The organism is Streptomyces sp. NPDC006012 (assembly GCF_042871185.1).
GTDB lineage: Bacteria > Actinomycetota > Actinomycetes > Streptomycetales > Streptomycetaceae > Streptomyces.
The window spans coordinates 67,982-91,334 of record NZ_JBIAIE010000004.1; the positions used below are offsets into that span (position 1 = coordinate 67,982).

At 69.6% G+C, this 23,353-nt stretch carries 23 protein-coding genes; 4 read left to right on the forward strand and 19 right to left on the reverse strand.

The annotated features are described in order from the left end of the window. Positions 1 to 46: 46 nt before the first annotated feature. The 3 genes from ACFYPJ_RS09780 (at position 47) to ACFYPJ_RS09790 (ending at position 3,829) form a co-directional block, all read left to right on the forward strand. Positions 47 to 1,216, forward strand: coding sequence for a sensor histidine kinase (locus tag ACFYPJ_RS09780; protein WP_389013170.1), 1,170 nt, complete (start codon positions 47 to 49; stop codon positions 1,214 to 1,216). Continuing rightward, positions 1,213 to 1,854 carry a response regulator gene (locus ACFYPJ_RS09785; RefSeq protein WP_389013174.1) on the forward strand — a complete coding sequence of 214 codons (642 nt, stop codon included), beginning with the start codon at positions 1,213 to 1,215 and terminating at the stop codon, positions 1,852 to 1,854. The genes ACFYPJ_RS09780 and ACFYPJ_RS09785 overlap by 4 nt, the downstream gene beginning before the upstream one ends. A gap of 154 nt (positions 1,855 to 2,008) precedes the next feature. After that, a complete protein-coding gene (locus tag ACFYPJ_RS09790) occupies positions 2,009 to 3,829 on the forward strand; it encodes a glycosyl hydrolase family 18 protein (RefSeq protein WP_389013177.1) in 1,821 nt (606 codons plus the stop codon). A 93-nt stretch (positions 3,830 to 3,922) separates the two neighbouring features. On the opposite strand, the gene ACFYPJ_RS09795 is transcribed toward ACFYPJ_RS09790, so the two are convergent. The 19 genes from ACFYPJ_RS09795 to ACFYPJ_RS09885 form a co-directional block, all read right to left on the reverse strand. After that, complete coding sequence (locus ACFYPJ_RS09795) at positions 3,923 to 4,369, reverse strand: DUF2550 domain-containing protein (RefSeq protein WP_389013179.1); 447 nt, start codon at positions 4,367 to 4,369, stop codon at positions 3,923 to 3,925. A 155-nt stretch (positions 4,370 to 4,524) separates the two neighbouring features. Beyond that, positions 4,525 to 4,899, reverse strand: coding sequence for a F0F1 ATP synthase subunit epsilon (locus ACFYPJ_RS09800; RefSeq protein ID WP_389013182.1), 375 nt, complete (start codon positions 4,897 to 4,899; stop codon positions 4,525 to 4,527). Between the two features lie 129 nt (positions 4,900 to 5,028). After that, positions 5,029 to 6,465, reverse strand: a complete 1,437-nt coding sequence (atpD, locus tag ACFYPJ_RS09805; RefSeq protein WP_389013185.1) for a F0F1 ATP synthase subunit beta — start codon at positions 6,463 to 6,465, stop codon at positions 5,029 to 5,031. Further along, entirely contained in the window at positions 6,465 to 7,379 is a 915-nt protein-coding gene (locus ACFYPJ_RS09810; RefSeq protein ID WP_389013188.1) for a F0F1 ATP synthase subunit gamma, read from the reverse strand. The genes atpD and ACFYPJ_RS09810 overlap by 1 nt, the downstream gene beginning before the upstream one ends. A gap of 21 nt (positions 7,380 to 7,400) precedes the next feature. Then, complete coding sequence (gene atpA, locus ACFYPJ_RS09815) at positions 7,401 to 8,993, reverse strand: F0F1 ATP synthase subunit alpha (protein WP_389013191.1); 1,593 nt, start codon at positions 8,991 to 8,993, stop codon at positions 7,401 to 7,403. Positions 8,994 to 9,126: 133 nt separating this feature from the next. Continuing rightward, complete coding sequence (locus ACFYPJ_RS09820; protein WP_389013194.1) at positions 9,127 to 9,942, reverse strand: F0F1 ATP synthase subunit delta; 816 nt, start codon at positions 9,940 to 9,942, stop codon at positions 9,127 to 9,129. Further along, positions 9,939 to 10,484 carry a F0F1 ATP synthase subunit B gene (locus tag ACFYPJ_RS09825; protein ID WP_389013197.1) on the reverse strand — a complete coding sequence of 182 codons (546 nt, stop codon included), beginning with the start codon at positions 10,482 to 10,484 and terminating at the stop codon, positions 9,939 to 9,941. The genes ACFYPJ_RS09820 and ACFYPJ_RS09825 overlap by 4 nt, the downstream gene beginning before the upstream one ends. Before the next feature lie 42 nt (positions 10,485 to 10,526). After that, positions 10,527 to 10,757 carry an ATP synthase F0 subunit C gene (atpE, locus tag ACFYPJ_RS09830; protein WP_376530358.1) on the reverse strand — a complete coding sequence of 77 codons (231 nt, stop codon included), beginning with the start codon at positions 10,755 to 10,757 and terminating at the stop codon, positions 10,527 to 10,529. A 73-nt stretch (positions 10,758 to 10,830) separates the two neighbouring features. Beyond that, positions 10,831 to 11,652, reverse strand: a complete 822-nt coding sequence (gene atpB / locus ACFYPJ_RS09835; RefSeq protein ID WP_389013200.1) for a F0F1 ATP synthase subunit A — start codon at positions 11,650 to 11,652, stop codon at positions 10,831 to 10,833. Positions 11,653 to 11,877: 225 nt separating this feature from the next. Beyond that, positions 11,878 to 12,324 carry a hypothetical protein gene (locus ACFYPJ_RS09840; RefSeq protein ID WP_389013202.1) on the reverse strand — a complete coding sequence of 149 codons (447 nt, stop codon included), beginning with the start codon at positions 12,322 to 12,324 and terminating at the stop codon, positions 11,878 to 11,880. Between the two features lie 303 nt (positions 12,325 to 12,627). Beyond that, positions 12,628 to 13,956 carry an MraY family glycosyltransferase gene (locus ACFYPJ_RS09845; protein WP_389013205.1) on the reverse strand — a complete coding sequence of 443 codons (1,329 nt, stop codon included), beginning with the start codon at positions 13,954 to 13,956 and terminating at the stop codon, positions 12,628 to 12,630. A gap of 137 nt (positions 13,957 to 14,093) precedes the next feature. Continuing rightward, positions 14,094 to 15,335, reverse strand: a complete 1,242-nt coding sequence (glyA, locus tag ACFYPJ_RS09850) for a serine hydroxymethyltransferase (protein ID WP_389013208.1) — start codon at positions 15,333 to 15,335, stop codon at positions 14,094 to 14,096. Between the two features lie 69 nt (positions 15,336 to 15,404). Further along, positions 15,405 to 16,061 (reverse strand): protein-tyrosine-phosphatase, encoded by a 657-nt coding sequence (locus ACFYPJ_RS09855; RefSeq protein WP_389013211.1) that lies wholly within the window; start codon positions 16,059 to 16,061, stop codon positions 15,405 to 15,407. Positions 16,062 to 16,122: 61 nt separating this feature from the next. Beyond that, a complete protein-coding gene (locus ACFYPJ_RS09860) occupies positions 16,123 to 16,770 on the reverse strand; it encodes an L-threonylcarbamoyladenylate synthase (RefSeq protein WP_389013214.1) in 648 nt (215 codons plus the stop codon). 88 nt (positions 16,771 to 16,858) lie between these two features. Next, the gene (gene prmC / locus ACFYPJ_RS09865) at positions 16,859 to 17,698 is read right to left on the reverse strand and encodes a peptide chain release factor N(5)-glutamine methyltransferase (RefSeq protein WP_389013217.1); all 840 of its coding nucleotides are present in this window, start codon (positions 17,696 to 17,698) and stop codon (positions 16,859 to 16,861) included. Between the two features lie 88 nt (positions 17,699 to 17,786). Next, positions 17,787 to 18,854 (reverse strand): peptide chain release factor 1, encoded by a 1,068-nt coding sequence (gene prfA, locus ACFYPJ_RS09870; protein WP_389013220.1) that lies wholly within the window; start codon positions 18,852 to 18,854, stop codon positions 17,787 to 17,789. Between the two features lie 109 nt (positions 18,855 to 18,963). Further along, positions 18,964 to 19,188, reverse strand: a complete 225-nt coding sequence (gene rpmE, locus ACFYPJ_RS09875) for a 50S ribosomal protein L31 (protein ID WP_100568051.1) — start codon at positions 19,186 to 19,188, stop codon at positions 18,964 to 18,966. 341 nt (positions 19,189 to 19,529) lie between these two features. Further along, complete coding sequence (locus tag ACFYPJ_RS09880; RefSeq protein ID WP_389013224.1) at positions 19,530 to 20,645, reverse strand: LCP family protein; 1,116 nt, start codon at positions 20,643 to 20,645, stop codon at positions 19,530 to 19,532. A 201-nt stretch (positions 20,646 to 20,846) separates the two neighbouring features. Then, positions 20,847 to 22,664: a trypsin-like serine protease gene (locus ACFYPJ_RS09885; RefSeq protein WP_389013227.1), complete on the reverse strand. Its 1,818-nt coding sequence runs from the start codon at positions 22,662 to 22,664 to the stop codon at positions 20,847 to 20,849. A gap of 170 nt (positions 22,665 to 22,834) precedes the next feature. On the opposite strand from ACFYPJ_RS09885, the gene ACFYPJ_RS09890 reads away from it, so the two are divergent. Further along, positions 22,835 to 23,140, forward strand: a complete 306-nt coding sequence (locus tag ACFYPJ_RS09890) for a hypothetical protein (RefSeq protein ID WP_389013230.1) — start codon at positions 22,835 to 22,837, stop codon at positions 23,138 to 23,140. Positions 23,141 to 23,353 lie beyond the last annotated feature (213 nt).

Genomic DNA, 23,353 nt, shown 5'->3' on the forward strand with positions numbered 1-23,353 from the left:
CCCCGGGCGCAGGCGCCCGTGCCGCGGACCGTGTTCACTGGAGGGCATGTCCCAGGCCCGCCCCCGCCCGCACCGTGACGACCTGCGCATCGCCGTGGGCGGGCTGGCCGGCGGGCTGCTGCTGTGGGCGTTCGGTGTCTTCAGCCGCGGGGGCTCGCTCGACCTGATCGTGTGGCCCGCGTCCTGGGCACCTCTGGTGCCGCTGGCCGTGATGGCGGCCTGCGCGCCGCTGCGCCGCGTCAGGCCCGGCCTCGGCCTGCTGCTCGGCACCGCCGCGCTGGCCCTGGACCTGCTGACCAGGGGCAGTATCGCCACCATCGTGCTGTACACGGACCTGGTGTACGCGGCCGTCCTGTACGGCTCCCCCGCCGCGGCCCGCCGCATCACCTGGATCACCGGGCTGCTCACCGTGCTCGGCGGTGTGCTGCCCGCCGCGCTCCTGCGCTCCGCGCAGGGGCTGCTCATCGGGGTCGCGGTGGGCGTCGTCGCCTTCGCGCCGGCCACCACCGGCTGGGTGGTGCGCAACCACCGGGACGCGGCCGAGGCGGCGCGGCTGCGGGCGGAGCAGACCGCGCTGCTCGCCGAGAAGGACCGCATCCAGGCGCTGCACGCGGAACGCGCCCGGGTGGCGCGCGAGTTGCACGACCTGGTGGCGGGGCATCTGTCCGCCATCGCCATCCACTCCACCGCGGCCCTGTCGATCGACGATCCCGCCACCTCCAAGGAGGCGCTCGGGGTGATCCGGGAGAACAGCGTCGAGGGGCTGGCCGAGATGCGGCGCCTGATCGGGATACTGCGGGACCACGACGGCGGCGGCGTGTCCGCCACCCCCACGCTCGACGGCCTGGCCGCCCTGGTCGACGGCGCCCGTGCGGGCGGCCTCGACGTCACCCTGGACGCCGACCACGGCCGGGTTCCGGTGCCCGTGGAACTCGCCGCCTACCGGATCGTGCAGGAGTCCCTGACCAACGCGCTCAAACACGCCGGCCCCGGCCTGGTCACGGTCCGCGTCGCCCACCGGGACGGCGCCCTCGACGTGCGGGTGACCAGCCCGTACGGCGGTGCGGACGGCCCGCGCGCCCCCGGTTCCGGCGCCGGTCTGATCGGGATGCGGGAGCGGGCGGCGCTGCTCGGCGGCGGTTTCGGCGCCGGGCCCGACGGCGCCGAGTGGACCGTACGCGCGACCCTTCCCGTGTCCGGAGGAGACCCCGAGTGATCCGTGTCCTGGTGGCCGAGGACCAGTCCGCCGTCCGTGCCGGGCTCGTGCTCATCCTGCGCAGCGCGGCCGACATCGAGGTGGTGGGCGAGGCGGCGGACGGCGACCGGGCGGTCGAACTGGCCCGGCGGCTCCGCCCCGACCTGGTGCTGATGGATGTGCAGATGCCGCGCAGGGACGGGGTGTCGGCGACCCGTGAGATCGTCGCGGAGCGGCTGGCGGACGTGCTCGTGCTGACCACCTTCGACCTCGACGAATACGTGTTCGGGGCGCTGCGCGCCGGGGCGTCGGGGTTCCTGCTGAAGAACGCCGAGGCGGGGGATCTGCTCGCGGCGGTGCGCACGGTGGCGCGCGGGGAGGGCGTCATCGCCCCGGCGGTCACCCGGCGTCTGATCACCGAGTTCGCCGCCCGGTCCCCGAGGGAACCGAAGGCCGATCCCGCGGTGCTGGACGCGCTGACGCGACGGGAGCGGGAAGTTCTGTCCCGGCTGGGCGAGGGGCTGTCCAACGCGGAGATCGCCGAGCGGCTCGACATGGCGGAGGGGACCGTGAAGACGCACGTCAGCCGTCTGCTGGCCAAGCTGGAGCTGCGCAGCCGGGTGCAAGCCGCGGTGCTGGCACAGGAGTTGGGGATCTAGCGACCGGCAGCGGGAGTGGTCCAGACCTATTGACCCGTGGTCCAGACCTTTCTATTCTCGCGGCACTGTGGGCGTGAAGGCTCAGTCACGCCCGCGACACCCACGGTCACCGATTCTGGCGCCCCGGTGGCCACAACAGAAGAGGAGGCGCAGGATGCGCTTCAGACACAGAGCCGCGGCAGGGTTCGCGACGCTGTTACTCCCTCTCGCCGGACTGGTCGGCCTCGCGGGCCCCGCGCAGGCCGCCGACTCCGCGACGGCCACCTACACCAAGGCCTCGGACTGGGGAACCGGCTTCGAGGGCAGGTGGACCGTCAAGAACACCGGTACCGCCTCGATCAGCTCCTGGACCATCGAGTGGGACTTCCCCTCCGGAACGTCCGTCACCTCGTCCTGGGACGCGGACGTCACATCGTCCGGCACCCACTGGACCGCCAAGAACAAGTCCTACAACGGCACCCTCGCCCCCGGCGCCTCGGTCACCTTCGGCTTCAACGGCGCGGGCACCGGCTCCCCGTCCAACTGCAAGCTGAACGGCGGCAGCTGTGACGGCAGCACGGTGCCGGGCGACAACCCGCCGTCCGCGCCGGGCACCCCGACCGCCTCGGGCATCACCGACACCTCGGTGAAGCTGTCCTGGCCGGCCGCGACCGACGACAAGGGCGTCAAGAACTACGACGTGCTGCGCGACGGCACCAAGGTCGCCACCGTGACGGCCACCTCGTACACGGACAGCGGTCTGACCGCGGGCACCGACTACTCGTACACCGTCCAGGCCCGTGACACCGCCGACCAGACCGGCCCGGCCAGTGGCGCGGTCTCCGTGCACACCACCGGCGGCGGCACCAATCCGCCCGTGGGCAACGCGGTCAAGCTCGGCTACTTCACCGAGTGGGGCATCTACGACCGCAACTACAACGTCAAGAACCTGGTGACGTCCGGCTCGGCGTCCAAGATCACGCACATCAACTACGCCTTCGGCAATGTGACGAACGGCCAGTGCGCGATCGGCGACTCCTACGCCGACTACGACAAGGCGTTCACCGCCGACCAGTCCGTCAGCGGGGTCGCCGACACCTGGGACCAGCCGCTGCGCGGCAACTTCAACCAGCTGCGGCAGCTGAAGGCCAAGTATCCGAACATCAAGATCTTGTACTCCTTCGGCGGGTGGACCTGGTCCGGCGGCTTCACCCAGGCCGCGCAGAACCCGGCCGCGTTCGCCGACTCCTGCTACAAGCTGGTGGAGGACCCGCGCTGGGCCGATGTCTTCGACGGCATCGACATCGACTGGGAGTACCCGAACGCCTGCGGTCTGAGCTGCGACGCCAGCGGCCGGGACGCCTTCAAGAACCTGATGTCGGCGCTGCGGGCCAAGTTCGGCTCCAGCTACCTGGTCACCGCGGCCACCACGGCCGACGGTTCCTCCGGCGGCAAGATCGACGCCACCGACTACGCGGGCGCCGCGCAGTACGTCGACTGGTACAACGTGATGACGTACGACTTCTTCGGCACCTGGGACGCCCAGGGTCCGACCGCCCCGCACTCCCCGCTCACCTCGTACAGCGGCATCCCCACCGCCGGCTTCAACACGGCCGACGCGATGGCCAAGTACAAGGCGCAGGGCGTGCCCGCGAAGAAGCTGCTCATCGGTATCGGCTTCTACGGGCGCGGCTGGACCGGCGTCACCCAGGACGCCCCGGGCGGCACGGCCACCGGACCGGCGGCCGGCAAGTACGACCAGGGCATCGAGGACTACAAGGTGCTCAAGACGTCCTGCCCGGCCACCGGCACGATCGCGGGCACGGCCTACGCGAAGTGCGGCAGCAACTGGTGGTCGTACGACACCCCGGCGACCATCGGCACGAAGATGTCGTGGGCCAAGAGCCAGGGTCTGGGCGGCGCGTTCTTCTGGGAGTTCAGCGGTGACACCGGAAACGGTGAACTGGTGAGCGCCATCAACAGCGGACTGTCGTAGAACCGTTCGCGGGTCCGTCGGGTCCCGCGACGTTGACGGTTCCCCCGGACCGCCGTCCGGGGGGACCCCCCGAAAAGCAAAGGGTGAATGTGGCTATGCCACATTCACCCTTTGTCCTGGCGGGGCTGCCTCAAGCCAGGCGAGGAAGCCGGTGAGCGCGTCTTCACTCATGGCCAGTTCGAGGCGGACGCCCCGGTGCATGCAGGCCAGGATGACGGCGTCGGAGAGCAGGGCCAGTTCCTCCTCTCCCTCCGGTACCCGGCGGCCGGCCACCTCGATCGCGGAACGCTCCAGGAGGCGGCGCGGTCGGTAGGCGTAGGAGAAGACGCGGTACCACTCGATGCGGTCGCCGTTGTAGCGGGCGACCCCGTAGCTCCACCCCTTGCCGCTGGTGTCGGATCTCTCCGCCACATCCCAGCGCAGTGAGCAGTCGAACGTACCCCCGGAGCGCTGGATGAGCCGGCGGCGCAGACCGAAGAGGAACAGCCCCACCACTACGAGCGCTACCACGACTCCGCACACAGTCAGAGCGAGGACCATCGGCACCGACCTCCTCGTCTCCTAGGTAACGGAACGGAAAAAACACCCACATCTGCCTCAGCCGCGGCTGGTGCCGGATCGCTCCGGTACCAGCCGCGGCTGAGTAACGTCTTCACACGACGCCCCGGGGCCCTGAGGCCCGGGAGCGTCCCCGGTCAGCGCGCTGTCGCCGCCCGCAGGCGGACGTCCGCGCGCCGCTCGGCGGTGGCGTCGCCCTCCGCCCGGGCACGCTCCAACTCGCGCTCCGCCCGCTGGACATCGATCTCGTCCGACAGCTCGGCGATCTCGGCCAGCAGCGACAGCTTGTCGTCGGCGAAGGAGATGAAACCGCCGTGCACCGCGGCGACGACCGTTCCACCATCACTCGTACGGATGGTCACGGGGCCCGATTCCAGCACACCGAGCAGCGGCTGGTGACCGGGCATGACACCGATGTCGCCGGACGTGGTACGCGCGACGACCAGAGTGGCCTCACCGGACCAGACCTGACGGTCGGCGGCGACCAGCTCGACGTGCAGCTCAGCAGCCAAGGGTGGCTCCTCGGGTCACCACCCGGCTGGGGTGCCGGGTGTTGGGGTCAATTCTAATGGGAGTGGAGAGAGGGGCCGGACACCCCCCTGACGGGATGCGTCCGCGCCCCTCTCGCACCGGCACCGGGCTCAGGAGACGCCCAGCTCCTTCGCATTGGCCTTGAGGTCCTCAAGGCCACCGCACATGAAGAACGCCTGCTCGGGGAAGTGGTCGTACTCGCCGTCGCAGATCGCGTTGAACGCGACGATCGACTCGTCCAGCGGCACGTCCGAGCCGTCCACGCCGGTGAACTGCTTGGCGACGTGGGTGTTCTGGGAGAGGAACCGCTCCACCCGGCGGGCCCGGTGGACGACCAGCTTGTCCTCCTCGCCCAGCTCGTCGATACCGAGAATGGCGATGATGTCCTGGAGGTCCTTGTACTTCTGGAGGATCGTCTTGACGCGCATCGCCGCGCCGTAGTGGTCCGCCGAGATGTAGCGCGGGTCCAGGATCCGGGACGTGGAGTCCAGCGGGTCCACGGCCGGGTAGATGCCCTTCTCCGAGATCGGACGGGAGAGCACCGTCGTCGCGTCGAGGTGGGCGAAGGTGGTGGCCGGGGCCGGGTCGGTCAGGTCGTCCGCGGGGACGTAGATCGCCTGCATCGAGGTGATCGAGTGACCACGGGTCGAGGTGATGCGCTCCTGGAGGAGACCCATCTCGTCGGCCAGGTTCGGCTGGTAGCCCACCGCGGAGGGCATACGGCCGAGCAGGGTCGACACCTCGGAACCCGCCTGGGTGAAGCGGAAGATGTTGTCGATGAAGAACAGCACGTCCTGCTTCTGGACGTCACGGAAGTACTCGGCCATGGTGAGGCCGGCCAGCGCGACGCGCAGACGGGTGCCCGGGGGCTCGTCCATCTGGCCGAAGACCAGCGCGGTCTTGTCGATGACGCCCGAGTCGGACATCTCCTCGATCAGGTCGTTGCCCTCACGGGTGCGCTCGCCGACACCGGCGAACACGGAGACACCGTCGTGGTTGTTGGCGACACGGTAGATCATCTCCTGGATGAGCACCGTCTTGCCGACGCCGGCGCCGCCGAACAGGCCGATCTTGCCGCCCTTGACGTACGGGGTGAGCAGGTCGATGACCTTCACGCCCGTCTCGAACATCTCCGTCTTCGACTCCAGCTCGTCGAAGTTCGGGGCCTTGCGGTGGATCGGCCAGCGCTCGCCGTCGTAGGTCTCGTCGACGTTCAGCACCTCACCGAGGGTGTTGAACACCTTGCCCTTGGTGAAGTCGCCGACGGGGACGGAGATGGCGGAGCCGGTGTCCGTCACCGGGGCCTGGCGGACCAGGCCGTCGGTGGGCTGCATGGAGATGGTACGGACCAGGCCGTCACCCAGGTGCTGGGCGACCTCCAGGGTCAGCGTCTTCTTCTCGCCCTCGTTCGCCGGGTCGGCGACGTCCACGTGCAGGGCGTTGTAGATGTCCGGCATCGCGTCGACGGGGAACTCCACGTCGACGACCGGGCCGATGACCCGGGCGACGCGGCCCGTGGCCGTCGCGGTCTCAACAGTGGTGGTCATTAGCGGTCACTCCCCGCGGTCGCGTCGGCCAGGGCGCTCGCGCCACCGACGATCTCGCTGATTTCCTGGGTGATTTCGGCCTGGCGGGCCGCGTTGGCAAGCCGGGAGAGCGTGTTGATCAGCTCGCCCGCGTTGTCGGTTGCCGACTTCATCGCGCGCCGCGTGGCGGCGTGCTTCGAAGCGGCCGACTGGAGCAGCGCGTTGTAGATACGGCTCTCCACATAGCGCGGCAGCAGGGCGTCGAGGACGTCCTCCGCCGAGGGCTCGAAGTCGAACAGCGGAAGGATCTCGCCCTTGGGCTGCTCCTCCGCGACCTCGTCGAGGCGCAGCGGCAGCAGTCGGGCGTCCAGCGCCGTCTGCGTCATCATCGACACGAACTCGGTGTAGACGATGTGGAGTTCGTCCACCCCGCCGTCCGCCGTCTCCTGCTCGATGGCCTCGATCAGGGGCGCCGCGACCTTCTTGGCGTCCGCGTAGGTCGGCTCGTCGGTGAAGCCGGTCCACGACTCCGTGACCTTGCGCTCACGGAAGTTGTAGTGGGCGAGCCCACGGCGGCCGACGACATACGTGTCGACCTGCTTGCCCTCGCGCTCCAGGCGCTCGGTCAGCTGCTCCGCCGCCTTGATGGCATTGGAGTTGAAGGCGCCGGCCAGGCCGCGGTCGCTCGTCAGGAGCAGGACCGCGACACGGGTCGGGTGGTCCGCCTCCGTGGTGAGCGGGTGCCTGGTGTTCGAACCGGTGCCGACCGCCGTGACCGCGCGGGTCAGTTCCTGCGCGTACGGCGTGGAGGCCACCACCTTGCGCTGCGCCTTGACGACGCGCGAGGCGGCGATCATCTCCATCGCCTTGGTGATCTTCTTGGTCGCGGTGACGGATCGGATGCGACGCTTGTAGACCCGGAGCTGGGCTCCCATGAGTCAGGTCCCTTCCTTACGTCACTTGGCGGCAGCGGCCGGAGCGTCCTCGCCGAGCAGCTTGCCGTCGGAGGTCTCGAACTGCTTCTTGAAGTCCACGATCGCGTCGGCGACGGCCGTCAGCGTGTCGTCCGACATCTTGCCGCCCTCCCGGATGGAGGTCATGAGGCCCTGCTCCTTGCGGTGCAGGTACTCCAGCAGCTCCTTCTCGAAGCGGCGGATGTCGGCGACCGGCACCTCGTCCATCCGGCCGGTGGTGCCGGCCCAGACGGAGACGACCTGGTCCTCGGTGGACATCGGCTGGTACTGGTCCTGCTTCAGCAGCTCGACCATGCGCTGACCGCGCTCCAGCTGAGACTTGGAGGCGGCGTCCAGGTCGGAACCGAAGGCGGCGAACGCCTCCAGCTCACGGAACTGGGCGAGGTCGACGCGGAGCCGGCCGGAGACCTGCTTCATCGCCTTGTGCTGGGCGGAGCCACCGACGCGGGAGACCGAGATACCGACGTTCAGGGCCGGCCGCTGACCGGCGTTGAACAGGTCGGACTCCAGGAAGCACTGGCCGTCGGTGATGGAGATGACGTTGGTCGGGATGAACGCCGACACGTCGTTGGCCTTGGTCTCGACGATCGGCAGACCGGTCATCGAACCGGCACCCATGTCGTCGGAGAGCTTGGCGCAGCGCTCCAGGAGGCGGGAGTGCAGGTAGAAGACGTCGCCCGGGTAGGCCTCGCGGCCCGGCGGACGGCGCAGCAGCAGGGACACGGCGCGGTAGGCGTCGGCCTGCTTCGAGAGGTCGTCGAAGATGATCAGGACGTGCTTGCCCTGGTACATCCAGTGCTGGCCGATGGCCGAGCCGGTGTAGGGCGCCAGGTACTTGAAGCCGGCCGGGTCGGACGCCGGGGCGGCGACGATGGTCGTGTACTCCAGCGCGCCGTTCTCCTCCAGCGCGCGGCGGACCGACGCGATGGTGGAGCCCTTCTGGCCGATGGCGACGTAGATGCAGCGGACCTGCTTGTTCGGGTCGCCGGTGCGCCAGTTGTCACGCTGGTTGATGATCGTGTCGACGGCCAGGGCGGTCTTGCCGGTCTGACGGTCGCCGATGATCAGCTGGCGCTGGCCGCGGCCGATCGGGGTCATCGCGTCGACGGCCTTGTAGCCCGTCTCCATCGGCTCGTGCACGGACTTGCGCTGCATGACCGTGGGGGCCTGCAGTTCGAGTGCGCGACGGCCTTCGGTCTCGACCTCGCCGAGGCCGTCGATCGGGTTGCCGAGCGGGTCGACGACGCGGCCGAGGTAGCCCTCGCCGACCGCGACGGAGAGGACCTCACCGGTGCGCTGCACCGGCTGCCCCTCCTCGACGCCGCTGAACTCACCGAGGACGATGGCACCGATCTCGCGCTCTTCGAGGTTCAGCGCGAGGCCGAGGGTGCCGTCCTCGAACTTCAGCAGTTCGTTGGCCATGGCCGAGGGCAGGCCCTCGACCTTCGCGATGCCGTCGCCGGCAAGGGTGACCGTACCGACCTCCTCGCGCGAGGCCGCGTCCGGCTTGTACGACTGGACGAAGTTCTCCAGCGCGTCCCGGATCTCCTCCGGCCGGATCGTGAGCTCCGCCATCTGGGTTCCCTGCTCTCCTTGTTGGGCCCGAAGTTTCACTTTGGGGGGATGGGGACTCCCCCCATCAGGAGGTGAATCCTCTGTACGGCCCAACCAGGGCCGCCATCAGTACGTACTGCTTATTGAGTTGCTGCTAGCCGGCCATCCGGCGGGCGGCATCCTCCAGCCGGTCGGCGACCGAGCCGTTGATGACCTCGTCCCCGACCTGCACCCGGATACCGCCGACGACCTCAGGGTCCACATCGAGGTTGAGGTGCATCGTGCGGCCGTAGAGCTTCGTCAGGGCGGCGCCCAGGCGCCGCTTCTGCGTGTCACTCAGCGGTACCGCCGAGGTGACGACGGCGACCATGCGGTCCCGGCGCTCGGCGGCGAGCTTGGACAGGGATTCGATTCCCGCTTCCAGGCTACGTCCACGCGGCGCGGTCACCAGGCGCGTCACCAGGCGCTCGGTGGTCGCCTCGGCCCGGCCGCCCAGCAGCCGGCGCAGCAGCTCGGCCTTGGCCGAGGTGCGGGCACTACGGTCGGTGAGCGCGGCGCGCAGCTCCGTGTTGGAGGAGACGATCCGGCCGAACCGGAACAGCTCGTCCTCGACGTTGTCGAGACGGCCGACCCGCTGGGCGGCCGTGAGGTCGGCCACGTCGGCCAGTTCCTCCAGCGCGTCCACCAGGTCGCGCGGCTGCGACCAGCGGGAGCGGACCAGGCCGGACAGCAGATCCGTGGCCGGGCCGCTGAGCTGGCCGCCCACCAGGCGCCGGACCAGCTCGGCCTTGGCCTCGCCGGCCTGCGCCGGGTCGGTGAGGACCCGACGCAGTGACACCTCGCGGTCGAGCAGCGCGGTGGCGGCCGCCAGCTCGTCGGCGAGCTGCGTCGCGTCCACGGACGTGCCGTCCGTCAGCGCGTCGAGCCGCTCACGTGCGGCTGCCAGTGCCTCGCGGCTCGCTCCGTTCATCGCGCGGCCTCGGCCTTCTCGTCAAGCTCGTCGAGGAAGCGGTCGATCACGCGGCTCTGCCGGGCGTGGTCCTCCAGAGACTCACCGACGAGCTTGCCGGCCAATTCGGTGGCGAGCTTGCCGACGTCCTGGCGCAGCGCGGACGAGGCGGCCTTGCGGTCGGCCTCGATCTGCGTGTGACCGGCGGCGACGATCTCCTCGCGCTGCCGCTGGCCCTCGGCCCGCATCTCGGCGATGAGCGAGGCTCCCTGCTCCTGCGCCTCCTGGCGCAGTCGCGCGGCCTCGTGCCGGGCCTCGGCGAGCTGTGCCTTGTACTGCTCAAGGACGCTCTGGGCCTCGGTCTGAGCGGCCTCGGCCTTCTCGATACCGCCCTCGATGGCCTCGCGGCGCTGCTCCAGAACCTTGTTGATGTTCGGAAGAAGCTTCCAGGCGAGGAAGCCGAAGACGATGACGAAGGCGATCAGGCCGATGACGAGCTCGGGGATCGGCGGGACGAGGGGATTTTCGCTCTCCGCCGCCGCCGCAATGAGCAACTGGCTCATGTCAGTGCCTTTCGTCTAGTCGGCTGGTCGTGGATCGCTAGATCACTTGCCGTAGACGAACGGCATGACCAGACCGATGAGGGCGAGCGCCTCACAGAAGGCGAAGCCCAGGATCTGGTTGGCGCGGATCAGGCCGGCCGCCTCGGGCTGGCGGGCCAGGGCCTGGGTGCCGTTGCCGAAGATGATGCCGACGCCGACGCCGGGGCCGATGGCGGCCAGGCCGTAACCGATGGAACCGAGCGAGCCGGAGACGGCGGCAAGGGTCTGGAGCATGCCAGTTCTTCCTTCTTCTTTACGGACCGGTGGGGGTTGGCCACCGGACGATCAGGGGGTTGGGTACGGGTCCTCAGTGGTGCTCGGCGAGGGCGCCCTGGATGTAGGTGCAGGTCAGCAGTACGAAGACGTACGCCTGCAGCGCCTGGATGAACAGCTCGAAGGCCGTCATCACAAGGGTCATGATGAAGCTGACGCCGGCGTAGGCGACGCCGATGCCGTTCAGCAGGTACCAGCTGGCGATGGTGAACAGCAGCAGCAGGGTGTGGCCCGCGAACATGTTCGCGAAGAGTCGCACCGCGTGGGTGAAGGGCCGCACGAGCAGGTTCGAGAAGAACTCGATGAGCATCGCCAGGGGCAACACCGGGCCGAGCGACTTGTCGTAGCCGGTGACGTTCTTGAAGAACCCGACGAACCCGTGCCGCTTGAAGGTCAGCGAGACCCACAGGACATAGACGACCAGGGCCAGGACCGCCGGGTAGGCGATGATAGACGTGACGGGGAACTGGGCGACCGGAATGATCGACCACAGGTTCATCATCCACACGAAGAAGAACAGCGAGACGATGAGCGGTACGTACTTCTCGCCCTCCTTCTTGCCGATCGTCTCGTACACGACACCGCGCCGGATGAAGTCGTAGCCCGACTCGGCCACCATCTGCAGCTTGCCGGGCACGACCTTCGGCTTGCGGAAGGCAGCCCAGAAGAATCCGACGACGATGATCGAACCGAGCAGCGCCAACAGCATCGGCTTGTTGAAGTACAGGTTGCTGTCGGCGTCGCCCCAGAGGGGCTTGAACAGGAACGAGTGCAGGCCCGGAGCGGGGAAGCCACAGCCATCGAAGATGTGGCAGTCGGTCTCGAAGGCGAGCACCTGCGTCGGGTCAGCACTCACCGCGGGCTCCTTCTGCGTGGCGCATGGGTACGGCAACCTCGTTGTGTCGGCGCGGCACACGGCCGCGGTTCGGCACCGGACTGGTGTTACGGATGTGGGGGCGGCTTGGGGGCATCTCGCCTCGCGATTGAGCAGGCGTCAGCTCAAATGCCCGCGCCCGCGATGCCGCAGTTGGCACCGGACGATAGCAGCATCTCTCAGGCGTCTTTATCCCGGCCCTACCTCTCACGACGAGTGACCAGTCGTCTCGGACCGGTCACCGGTCGGAGAAGGGGTCGAATCGGGTTGTACGTAGAGGATCTTGGACTTCATGTGTGCGCGCGTCTGCGCGGCGATCCAGGTGAGCGTGCCGACGACAAGTGTGAGCGCGAAGGCCCGCGGGTTGAACAGCGTCGTGTTCTTGAACGCCGCGACGAACACGAACAGCAGCAGGATCTGCGCCATGTAGAGCATCAGGCCCATGGCCTGGAACAGGTGCGGCAGCGATGCGGCGGTCCGCTGCAGGGCGTAGAGGCCGAGCCCCATGAAAAGAATCACGATGAGTGCCGCGACGACCGCCCCGAGCGCACCCTTGCCACCCGCGACCACCGCACTGACGACGGCGGCGAGCGCGCCGACGGCAGCCGTGGGCACGGCGGCCTGGGCCAGGGTCCGGACGTCATTGGACGGCATGGCGGCAACTCCGCTTTTCACAGGGGGCGTGGGGTGTCGTCATGGACGAGCGTAACCCCGGGCCGAGTGGGTCAGACCTCGCACCGATGGGCTGCGAAAACACGGTCCCTCGGCTCTGTCCGGGGTTCTCGTGAACCGTATCACAAACTATTTGATGAGGTCTTTACCTGGTAGGTGTGCTCGCCGTCACACATGAGAGTGAAGATGCGCGTCTGTGCAAAAACCCGGCGTACTTGTCTGGTATTAGGGGCTTTTGCTCCCCCACGACTTGGCAATGCTCTAGTCAGATTCTTACCTTGAGCGTCAGCGCGACGTACCGGCATTGCGCCTATCCAGGAGGCGCGAACGGGGTCCGACCGCGCTCGCTCCGTTGACCCCGTGCGCACCCACGGTGACCGGAGCGCGCTGTTCGTCCTCGGTCGGAGCCGCCGTCCGGCAGGGCTCGACGGCCTCCCGCGCCGCCCGCCGACGCCGGTAGCGCGGCGGCACGAAGCGCTCGGCCCAGCGCGGGGCGCGGGGCGTGAACCGCGGCAGCAGGAGCAGCCCCAGGCCGATCGCGCTGAGGAAGACCACGCCGAGCACGATCCACATGGACGCGGAGTTCACGGAGTAGGCCAGCGCCCCGAAGCCGATCAGCGCGGACCAGAAGTACATGATCAGCACCGCCCGGCTGTGCGAGTGGCCGATCTGCAGCAGCCGGTGGTGCAGGTGCCCGCGGTCGGCGGCGAACGGCGACTGGCCGTTCCAGGTCCGGCGGACGATCGCCAGCACCAGGTCGGCGGCCGGCAGCGCGATGATCGTCAGGGGCAGCAGCAGCGGGATGTAGACCGGCACCGTCTGGTGCACCGCCGCCTTCTCGGAACCGGTGAACAGGGCCAGCGCGTCCGGGTCGACCTGCCCCGTGATGGAGATCGCACCCGCGGCCAGCACCAGGCCCAGCAGCATCGAGCCGGAGTCGCCCATGAAGATCCGCGCCGGGTGCATGTTGTGCGGCAGGAAGCCCAGGCACATGCCCATCAGGATCGCCGCGAACAGGGTGGCCGGGGCGGCGGCCTCGATGCCGTACGAGTACCAGATCCGGTACGCGTACAGGAAGAACGCGGCGGCGGCGATGCACACCATGCCGGAGGCGAGGCCGTCCAGGCCGTCCACGAAGTTCACCGCGTTGATCGTGATGACGACCAGCGCCACCGTCAGCAGCGTGCCCTGCCACGGGGTCAGCGCGACGTTCCCGACGCCCGGGATCGGCAGCCACAGGATCGTCAGACCCTGCATGACCATCACACCCGCCGCGATCATCTGACCGCCCAGCTTGATCAGGGCGTCGATCTCGAACTTGTCGTCCAGCACGCCGATGAGCCAGATCAGCGCGGCCCCGGACAGCAGCGCACGCGGCTCGTTGGACTTGGTGAAGACCTCGTTGAGGTTGGTCAGGTGATCGGCCACCAGCAGGCCCGCGCACAGGCCGAAGAACATGGCGATCCCGCCGAGACGCGGAGTGGGCTCCCGGTGCACGTCACGGGCCCGGACCTCCGGCATCGCACCGGCCACGATCGCGAACTTCCGTACCGGCCCTGTCAGCAGGTAGGTCACCGCAGCCGTGACACAGAGCGTCAGCAGGTATTCACGCACAGGCTTCCCCACAGGTCTCGCTGGCCATCACAGCCCCACACCCTAGCGAGGGACGCATATGTGTGGGGACTTCCGGGTAGCGACGATGGTTGCACGCATGGCTGTGGAACAGGACACGGTCCTGCACCTACCTTCGCTCAGCCCGGATACGGCGGAAATCTACCGGCAAGCTCGCGGACCTCGTCACGGACCCCGGCCGGATCGAGGTCGCCGCGCAGCACTCCGGCCAGCAGCACACCGATTCTGGCCAGTTCCGCCTCCCTCATGCCCTGGGTGGTCACCGCGGCGGTGCCCAGGCGCAGCCCGCTGGCGTGCCCGTGCGGCAGCACACAGCTGTCGACGACCAGCCCGGCGGCGGCGAGCAGCCCCCGCGCGGCCCGCCCGTCGACGCCGAGCGGCGCCGGGTCGACGGTGATCAGATGGGTGTCCGTGCCACCGGTGGTCACGGCCAGCCCCTCGTCGGCCAGCTCGGCCGCCAGCACCCGTGCGCCCGCGACCACCTGACGGGCGTACGCGGCGAACGCCGGGCCGGCCGCCTCGCCGAACGCGACCGCCTTCGCGGCGACGGCGTTCATCTGGGCGCCGGCCTGGGTGAACGGGAACACCGCCCGGTCGACCCGCTCGGCCAGGTCGGCCCCGCACAGCAGCATCCCGCCACGCGGTCCGCGCAGCACCTTGTGCGTGGTGGCGCAGACGATGTCGGCGTACGGCACCGGGCTGGGCGCCGCCTTCCCCGCGACGAGCCCGATCGGGTGGGCGGCGTCCGCGATGAGGTAGGCGCCGACCTCGTCGGCGACCTCCCGGAAGAAGGCGTAGTCCAGGTGGCGCGGGTAGGCGATCGACCCGCACACGATCGCCTTGGGCCGGTGCGAGCGGGCCAGCGCCCGCACCTGGTCCTGGTCGATGAGCCCGGTCTCCGCGTCCACCCCGTACCCCACGAAGTCGAACCAGCGGCCGGAGAAGTTGGCGGGCGAGCCGTGGGTGAGGTGACCGCCGTAGGACAGCCCCAGGGCGAGGACGGTGTCCCCGGGGCGCAGCAGGGCGGCGTACGCGGCGAGCACGGCGGAGGAGCCGGAGTGCGGCTGGACGTTGGCGTGGGCGGCCCCGAACAGCGCCCTGGCCCGGTCGACCGCCAGCCGCTCGGCGACGTCCACCAGTTCGCAGCCGCCGTGGTAGCGGGCGCCCGGGTAGCCCTCGGCGTACTTGTTGGCGAGCGGTGAGCCCAGCGCCGCCAGCACGGCCGGTGAGGTGAAGTTCTCGGCCGCGCTGAGCTGGAGGGTCGTCGACTGCCGCGCAAGCTCGCCGAGCAGGATCTCGGCCACCTCCGGATCCTGCCGGCGCAGCGCATCGGTCTGTACGAGCGGGTGGGTGACCGGCATCACGGGCTCCCGGCGGTCGGCGGCGACGTACGTCCAATGTAGGCCCGGCGCTCAGGGGGTGCGCGGTCGCTACATCCGGGCGGGAACGCCCGTCAGGGCCGTGACGACGGGGTCCAGGGCCTCGTGTATCTCGTCGCCGATGGACCGGAAGAAGGTCAGGGGGGCGCCGTAGGGGTCGTAGACCTCGTCGGCCTCGGCCGTGGGCGCCAGCAGCCAGCCGCGCAGCGCGGCGGCCGCCCGGACCAGCGCGCGGGCACGCGCGACGAGCCCGTCCTCCAGCGGCGGCAGCGTCGTCGGGTCTATCGCGCGCACCAGCCGGGTGAACTCCTTCAGCGTGAAGGTCCGCAGCCCGGCCGAATGGCCCATGGAGATGACCTGGGCCCGGTGGTCACGGGTCGCGGTCAGCACCAGGTCGGCCCTGATCACGTGCTCGTCGAGGAGTTCCCGGCCGGTGAAACCGGAGGCGTCCGCGCCGAACTCGGCCAGCACGGCTTCCGCGTTGGCCTCCATCGGCGCCCCCTCGTGGCCCCAGGTGCCCGCGCTCTCCACGATCAGCCCGCCGCCCAGGATGCCGAGCCGTTCCATGACGAAATGCCGGGTGAGCCGCTCGGTGATGGGCGAGCGGCACACGTTTCCGGTGCTGACGTGGAGGATGCGGAAGGTGTCGCGGGGAAAGCCGAAGGTCGTCGTCTCCTCCACGCTGTACCCGGTTCCTATGCCGCCCATGGGGGTCCCCCCTGCCCGGGAGCAGCCGGGAGCGGGAGCCCGGGGGAGGTGTCAGGGGTCGTCAATTCGCCACCTCAAGGTCGGGTACGACCTTGCGCAGTTCCTCCGGGGAGAGCGCGCCTTCGCGCAGCAGCACGGGCACGTCGCCGGTGACGTCGACGATCGACGACGGCACGTTACCGGGGGTCGGACCGCCGTCGAGGTAGACGGAGACGGAGTCGCCGAGCATCTGCTGGGCGGCATCGCAGTCCTCCGGCGCTGGGTGGCCGGAGAGGTTGGCCGAGGACACGGCCATCGGGCCGACCTCGGTCAGCAGCTCGATGGCGACCGGGTGCAGCGGCATGCGCACGGCGACCGTGCCCCGGGTCTCGCCGAGGTCCCACTGAAGGGACGGCTGGTGCTTGGCGACCAGGGTGAGGGCGCCCGGCCAGAACGCGTCGACCAGTTCCCACGCCTTCTCGGAGAAGTCCGTGACGAGGCCGTGCAGGGTGTTCGGGGAGCCGATGAGCACGGGCGAGGGCATGGCACGGCCCCGGCCCTTGGCGTCCAGCAGATCGGCCACCGCCTCCGCGGAGAACGCGTCGGCCCCGATGCCGTAGACGGTGTCGGTCGGCAGGACCACAAGCTCGCCCCGGCGGACGGCGGACGCGGCTTCGCGCAGACCCGTCGAACGGTCCGTGGCGTCATTGGTGTCGTATCGCCGTGCCATGTCTAGCGGTCTCCTTCTGTTGTCGCTCGGGTCGCCTCCGGGGTGCCCGCGGCCGGCTCACCCGCTGCGGTGGGTGCAGGCGCCGGGATCACGGCAGGGCCCTGCGGGCGGTCGCGAACCGGGGGCGGTTGTTGAGGTCGGGGTGGTCGGCCGCGTCGGCCCAGCCCCGTTCCTCGGTGAAGATCCACGGCACCTGACCGCCCTGGGTGTCCGCGTGCTCGATGACCACGACGCCGCCGGGACGCAGCAGCCGGTGCGCGGCGCGCTCCAGGCCGCGGATCAGGTCGAGGCCGTCCTCGCCGGAGAACAGGGCCAGGTCCGGGTCGTAGTCGCGGGCCTCGGGGGCGACGTACTCCCACTCGGTGAGCGGGATGTACGGCGGGTTGGAGACGACGAGGTCGACCTGGCCGTCGAGGTCCCGGAAGGCGTCCAGGGCGTCGCCCTGGCGCAGGTCGACCCGGGAGCCCGCCATGTTCCTACGGGTCCACTGGAGGGCGTCCTCGGACAGTTCCACGGCGTGTACGCGCGAGCGCGGCACCTCCTGGGCGAGGGCGAGCGCGATGGCGCCGGAACCGGTGCACAGGTCGACGATGAGGGGCTCGACCACGTCCATCGCGCGCACCGCGTCTATGGCCCAGCCGACCACCGACTCGGTCTCGGGCCGGGGCACGAACACGCCCGGCCCGACCTGGAGCTCCAGATACCGGAAATAGGCCCGCCCGGTGATGTGCTGCAACGGCTCGCGCTGCTCGCGGCGGGCGATGACCTCCCAGTAGCGGGCATCGAAGTCGGCGTCCTTGACGGAGTGCAGCGCGCCGCGCTTCACGCCGTGCACGAACGCGGCGAGTTCCTCCGCGTCGTTGCGCGGCGAGGGCACGCCGGCGTCGGCGAGCCGCTGGGTGGCCTGCGCCACCTCCGCGAGCAGCACGCTGCGGGAGGTCGGGGGTCGCCCCCCAGAAGGTTGCTGCACGCTCGTCCTCCGGTGTTCGGTGCGTCGCCCAGTCGTCCTGAGCGCCTCAGGCGGCGGCCAGTTTCGCCGCCGAGTCCGCGTCGACACATGCCTGGATCACCGCGTCGAGGTCGCCGTCCAGGACCTGGTCCAGGTTGTACGCCTTGAAGCCGACGCGATGGTCCGAGATGCGGTTCTCCGGGAAGTTGTACGTACGGATCTTCTCGGAGCGGTCGACGGTGCGGACCTGGCTGCGCCGGGCGTCGGCGGCTTCCCTCTCCGCCTCCTCCTGCGCTTTGGCGAGCAGCCTGGAGCGCAGGATACGCAGGGCCTGCTCCTTGTTCTGCAACTGGCTCTTCTCGTTCTGGCAGGAGGCGACGACTCCGGTCGGGATGTGCGTGATGCGCACCGCGGAGTCGGTGGTGTTCACGGACTGGCCGCCGGGCCCCGAGGACCGGTAGACGTCGATCCGCAGGTCGTTGGAGTTGATCTCCACGTCCACCTCCTCGGCCTCCGGCGTGACGAGGACACCGGCCGCCGAGGTGTGGATCCGGCCCGCGGACTCGGTGGCGGGCACCCGCTGTACGCGGTGCACTCCGCCCTCGTACTTCAGCCGGGCCCACACGCCCTGTCCCGGCTGGGTCTGCCCGCGGGTCTTCACCGCGACCTGGACGTCCTTGTAGCCGCCCAGCTCGGACTCGGTGGAGTCGATGATCTCGGTCTTCCAGCCGACGCGTTCGGCGTAGCGCAGGTACATACGCAGCAGGTCGCCGGCGAACAGGGCGGACTCGTCGCCGCCCGCGCCCGCCTTGACCTCCAGGATGACGTCCTTGTCGTCGCTGGGGTCGCGCGGGACCAGCAGGAGGCGCAGCTTCTCGGTGAGTTCCTCGCGCTGCTTCTCCAGGTCCTTGACCTCGGCGGCGAACTCCGGGTCGTCGGCGGCCAGTTCACGGGCCGTCTCGATGTCGTCGCCGGACTGCTTCCAGGAGCGGTACGTGGCGACGATGGGAGTCAGCTCGGCGTAGCGCTTGTTGAGCTTGCGCGCGTTGGCCTGGTCGGCGTGGACCGACGGGTCGGCGAGCTGCTTCTCCAGGTCGGCGTGCTCACCGACGAGTTCCTCGACGGCCTCGAACATCTTGGGCTCCTGATACTGCTCGGAAAGCGGGAAGACGGGCGACCAAAAACGCCGGTCCCGGGCGTGCCCCGGTGAGGGGCACGGCCGTGGACCGGCGAATGGGGGCTCGCTACTTCTTGGAGCCGGCGGCAGCCTTGCCGAAGCGGGCCTCGAAGCGGGCCACACGGCCACCGGTGTCGAGGATCTTCTGCTTGCCCGTGTAGAACGGGTGGCACTCGGAGCAGACCTCGGCCCGGACGGTGCCGGACTCGATGGTGCTGCGCGTGGTGAACGACGCGCCGCAGGTGCAGCTGACCTGCGTCTCGACGTACGCGGGGTGAATGTCGCGCTTCAAGGTTTCTCCTAGTTTCCGGGAGGGCGCCGGGTCGCCGCTGCGGGGTGCGTGGGCGTGAACCGGAGCCGGCTCACCAGTCTGCCAGCACTGGGGCCATCCCCCAAAACCGGGGGTGTAGGGGATCTATTCCCCCCTTCCGGCCGGGGGTGCGTCCCAGGGGGTACCGTGCCGGCACCCGGGGCGAGTGGGGGCAAACGTGGCCGGTGCCGTGCCTTCGCCGGGGGCGAGTGGGGCCAAGCGGGCCGGTGCCGTGCGGGCGCCGGGGCGAGCGGAGGCAATCGTGGCCGCGCACGCCGTTCCCCGTGCCCCGCACCCCTCGCCTGCCTTCGGCGGCGGCGGGGTCAGTTGCTGACGACTCCTGCCGCGTCGCCGGTGGCCGTGCCCCGGGTGGCCGTCCTCGGGATGGGCCGGTCCTTCTTGAAGGCGTTCCAGACCAGCTGGGCCTTGGCCTTGTCGAGGAGGACGCGGTTGGGGTTCGCGGGGTCGTACTGGACCGGCATCGTGACCATGGTCATGTGCGACGCGCTGATGCCCTTGAGGCCCGCCGCGAAGCCCACCAGGGAGTTGACCGAACCGAGGTCGGAGTCGGCGGTGACCGCCATGGTGGCGGTGTCGGCGAGGCCGTACAGCTTCGTCGGGTCGGCCAGGACGCCGAGCTGCTTGACCTGGTCGGCCAGGGACTTGATGAAGGCCTGCTGGAGCTGGATGCGGCCGAGGTCGGAGCCGTCGCCGACGCCGTGCCGGGTGCGGACCAGCCCGAGGGCCTCGTCGCCGTTCAGCTTGTGGGTGCCTGCGGACAGGTCGAGATGGCTGTCCGGGTCGTCGATGGCCCGGGTCGTGGTGACGGTGACGCCGCCCAACTCGTCGACGAGCTTCTGGAAGCCACTGAAGTCGACCTCCAGATAGTGGTCCGTCCGGATCCCGGTGACGGACTCGACGGTCTTGACCGCGCAGGTGGCGCCGCCGGTGGAGTAGGCGGAGTTGAACATGGCGTCCGCCTCGGCCGGGTGGACGCCGCCCTTGGCGTCGGTGCACTCGGGGCGGTCGACCAGGGTGTCGCGCGGGATGGAGACCACGGCGGCCTTCCTGTGCCCCTCGTAGACGTGGACGATCATCGCCGTGTCGGAGCGTGCGCTGCCGTCGTCGACGCCGCCGCCGAGCTTCTTGTTGGCACCGGAGCGCGAGTCCGAGCCGAGGACCAGGATGTTCTCGGAGCCGTTGTCGACCTTCACCGGCCGGTCGGTGCCCAGGGCCTGGTTGATGTCGACGCTCTTGATGTTGCCGTTGAGCTTGACGTAGACATAGCCGGCGCCCGCGCCGCCCAGCACCACGACGCCCGCGGCCGTCCAGGCCGTGACCCGCAGGGCCGTGCTGCGCCCGGGGCGCCTGCCCCGGTGGTGCGGACTCTTGCTGCCGGACTCCGGTATACCGGGTCCGGGCGTGCTCTCGGCGGCCATGTGCTCCTCGGTCCTGGTCGGCTCGTTCGGTTGCCCCCTGCCGTCAGGGTCGGTGCGTGATGCCTGTCGCACCATCGTCGCTCCCGCCCGGTCAGACGGCGAAACCCGGGACACGGTTGCACCACGCACTGTGCCCGCCCTGTGAGCGGGCGGGCACAGTACGTAGGGTCACCTGCCGGATCTAGCGGGCCACCTGGGCTTTCAGCCCCAGATGTCGTACTGCTGGTAGCCGGTGCCGACCGTGATCCTTGTGGTGAAGATCTCGCTGGTCGCCTTGCCGGTGCCCCGGTACAGGTAGAGCGTCCCGCCCGGGCTGCGGGTCAGGAAGTCCGCCTTCCCGTCGCCGTTGACGTCGCCGACGGCGTCGAAGACGTTGTAGCCGGTCCAGGCCTTGCGGACCAGGACCCGCGCGGAGAACGCGCCGGTGCCGGCCTTGCCGGTGCCCTTGTACAGGTACAGGTCCCCGGTACGGCTGTTGCGGGCGAGCAGGTCGGCCCTGCCGTCGCCGTTGAAGTCGCCGTGGCCGCGGACCATGTTGAACTGGTTCCAGCCCGGGCCGACCTGCACGCGCGCGCCGAAGGTCCCGTTGCCCTTGCCCGGGTAGATCCACATGGTGCCGCCCGAGTCCACGGAGAGGACGTCGGGCAGGTAGTCACCGGTGACGTCACCGGGCGTGATGATGCGGGCCCGGGTCTTCCAGCCGGTGAAGATCTTTGTCTGGGCCCAGGAGCCGCTGGTCTGTGCGCTGTTGAGCACGAGGTGCTCCCAGTAGACGTCACCGGTGGAGGCCACCCGGTAGACAAGGTCCTGGTAGCCGTCGCGGTTGAGGTCGGCCTGCAGGATGACGTTGACGCCGCTGAAGTCGCCCCAGGAGACGCGGGAAGCGAGCGAGGTGCCCTTGGAGTCCAGCTCGTAGCCGACCTTGGTCGACGACTTGCGGGCGAACAGGTCGGCCTTGTTGTCATAGAGCCGGTTGAACAGGCTCAGGTTGGCGTCGTCGATCTGCGGGTACGCGGCACCAATGTAGGTGCTGACCTTCGTGAAGACGCTGTAGGCACCCTGGGCGACACAGTCCTGCACGCCCCAGGAGACGATGCCCACGATCCGGCCGCCGACCACGAGCGGGCCTCCGGAGTCGCCGTTGCAGGCCGTGGTGGTGCCGGTGTCGCTGCCGGTGGCGGGGGTGCCCGCGCAGACCATGTGGCCCTTGACCAGGTCCGAGCCGTAGGCGCCCGCGCAGGTGGTGTCCGACTGGACGGGCAGCGTGGCCGTCTTCAGGGTCTCGGAGATGTCCTCGGAGGTGGACGAGGTGCGGCCCCAGCCGTACACCTTGGCGCTGGTGCCCGAGGCGTAGGAGGCGGTGTCGCCGTACGTCGTCATCCGGATCGGCGTGGCCTTGACCGGGGCGGCCAGGGTGAGCACGGCGACGTCGTTGTCGGGGACGCCCCTGGTCGACACGGTGTACGACGGGTGGTTCCACTGGCGCAGGACGGCGGAGACGGTGCCGCCGTGGAGATTGGCACTGCCGTCGCTGTTGGCGGTGGGCAGCGAGGCGGTGGCAGTGATGACCACGGACCGGGTGGTGCTCCACTTGAAGCCCTTGACGCAGTGCGCGGCAGTGAGGATCTTCGTGGGCGAGATCACCGAGCCACCGCAGAAGAAGGCGACGTCGTCGCTGGTGCTGGCGGTGCCCTTGGTGTCGTCGTACCAGAGCTGGGCCATCCAGGGCGCCGAGGCGATGGTGGTCGTACCGCCACCGATGATCATCGGCGAGACGGCGGAGCCACTGCTCGACGTCTTCGTCGTGGCGCTCTTGCTGTCGACCGCGGCGACGGCGGCGGCTACGCGCTGCTTCAGAGTGGCCTGCGACGGCGTGCTGACGACCGGCTTGACCGTCGGCGTCGGCTGGGTGGCCGCGCTGGCGGAGGTCGACAGCAGCGTGACGACGGTCGCCGCGCCGGCGACGACGGCCGACAGCCCGAGGCGTATCCGGCGTCTGTGCCGGCCGCGGCCGGACATGGTGGTTGGCAAAGTCCCCCCAGATGAACTGGCGTTGGAAAGAGTGCATAGGCACACCCGTTCCTATCTGCGCCAAAAGGCCGGCCTCCGTCACACACCGACGGAAACCCGCATCCACCACCTGTGAGCCCCTCGCCGAAGGGGATCGAGCGCTCCGAGGGGGCGCGCCGTTGAGCGAGCGGGACTGGCGTGCGAGCGTCCACGAACGGCGCATCCTCCAGGCGCTGCAGGCAGTCCCGGAACCCACCCCCGCCAAGGTCCGCAAGAGCCTGAACGGCCTCGGCCACCTCGACGAACGCATCCACGGCCTCAAGCAGGACGGCAAGGTCACACGCTGCCACCTCGACCTGCGCGAAAAGGACGGCAGGCTCTGCGAGGCGGGTACGGCGGCGGGCAAGGGCTCGGATGTCACTCCGTGCATGGCTCACGCCGCCGGACCGCTCGCAGCCAGGAAGCCGCTGTCCGAAGGGACGTGACCGCCCGCCTTCCGCCGAGATTGGGATTTCGGCCGCGTCGGCGGACCGGATGCCCCGCCAGGCCCGAATGATTCCGAACGATCTGGACCACAGCAATGAACCCATCCACGGTCGCCGCAAACGCAGACGACCCTTTTCGCTTTGACGAAGCGGAGGTAAAGGGGCCGGATTGACACGACTGGAACCACCACACAACACAATTGGAACCACCAC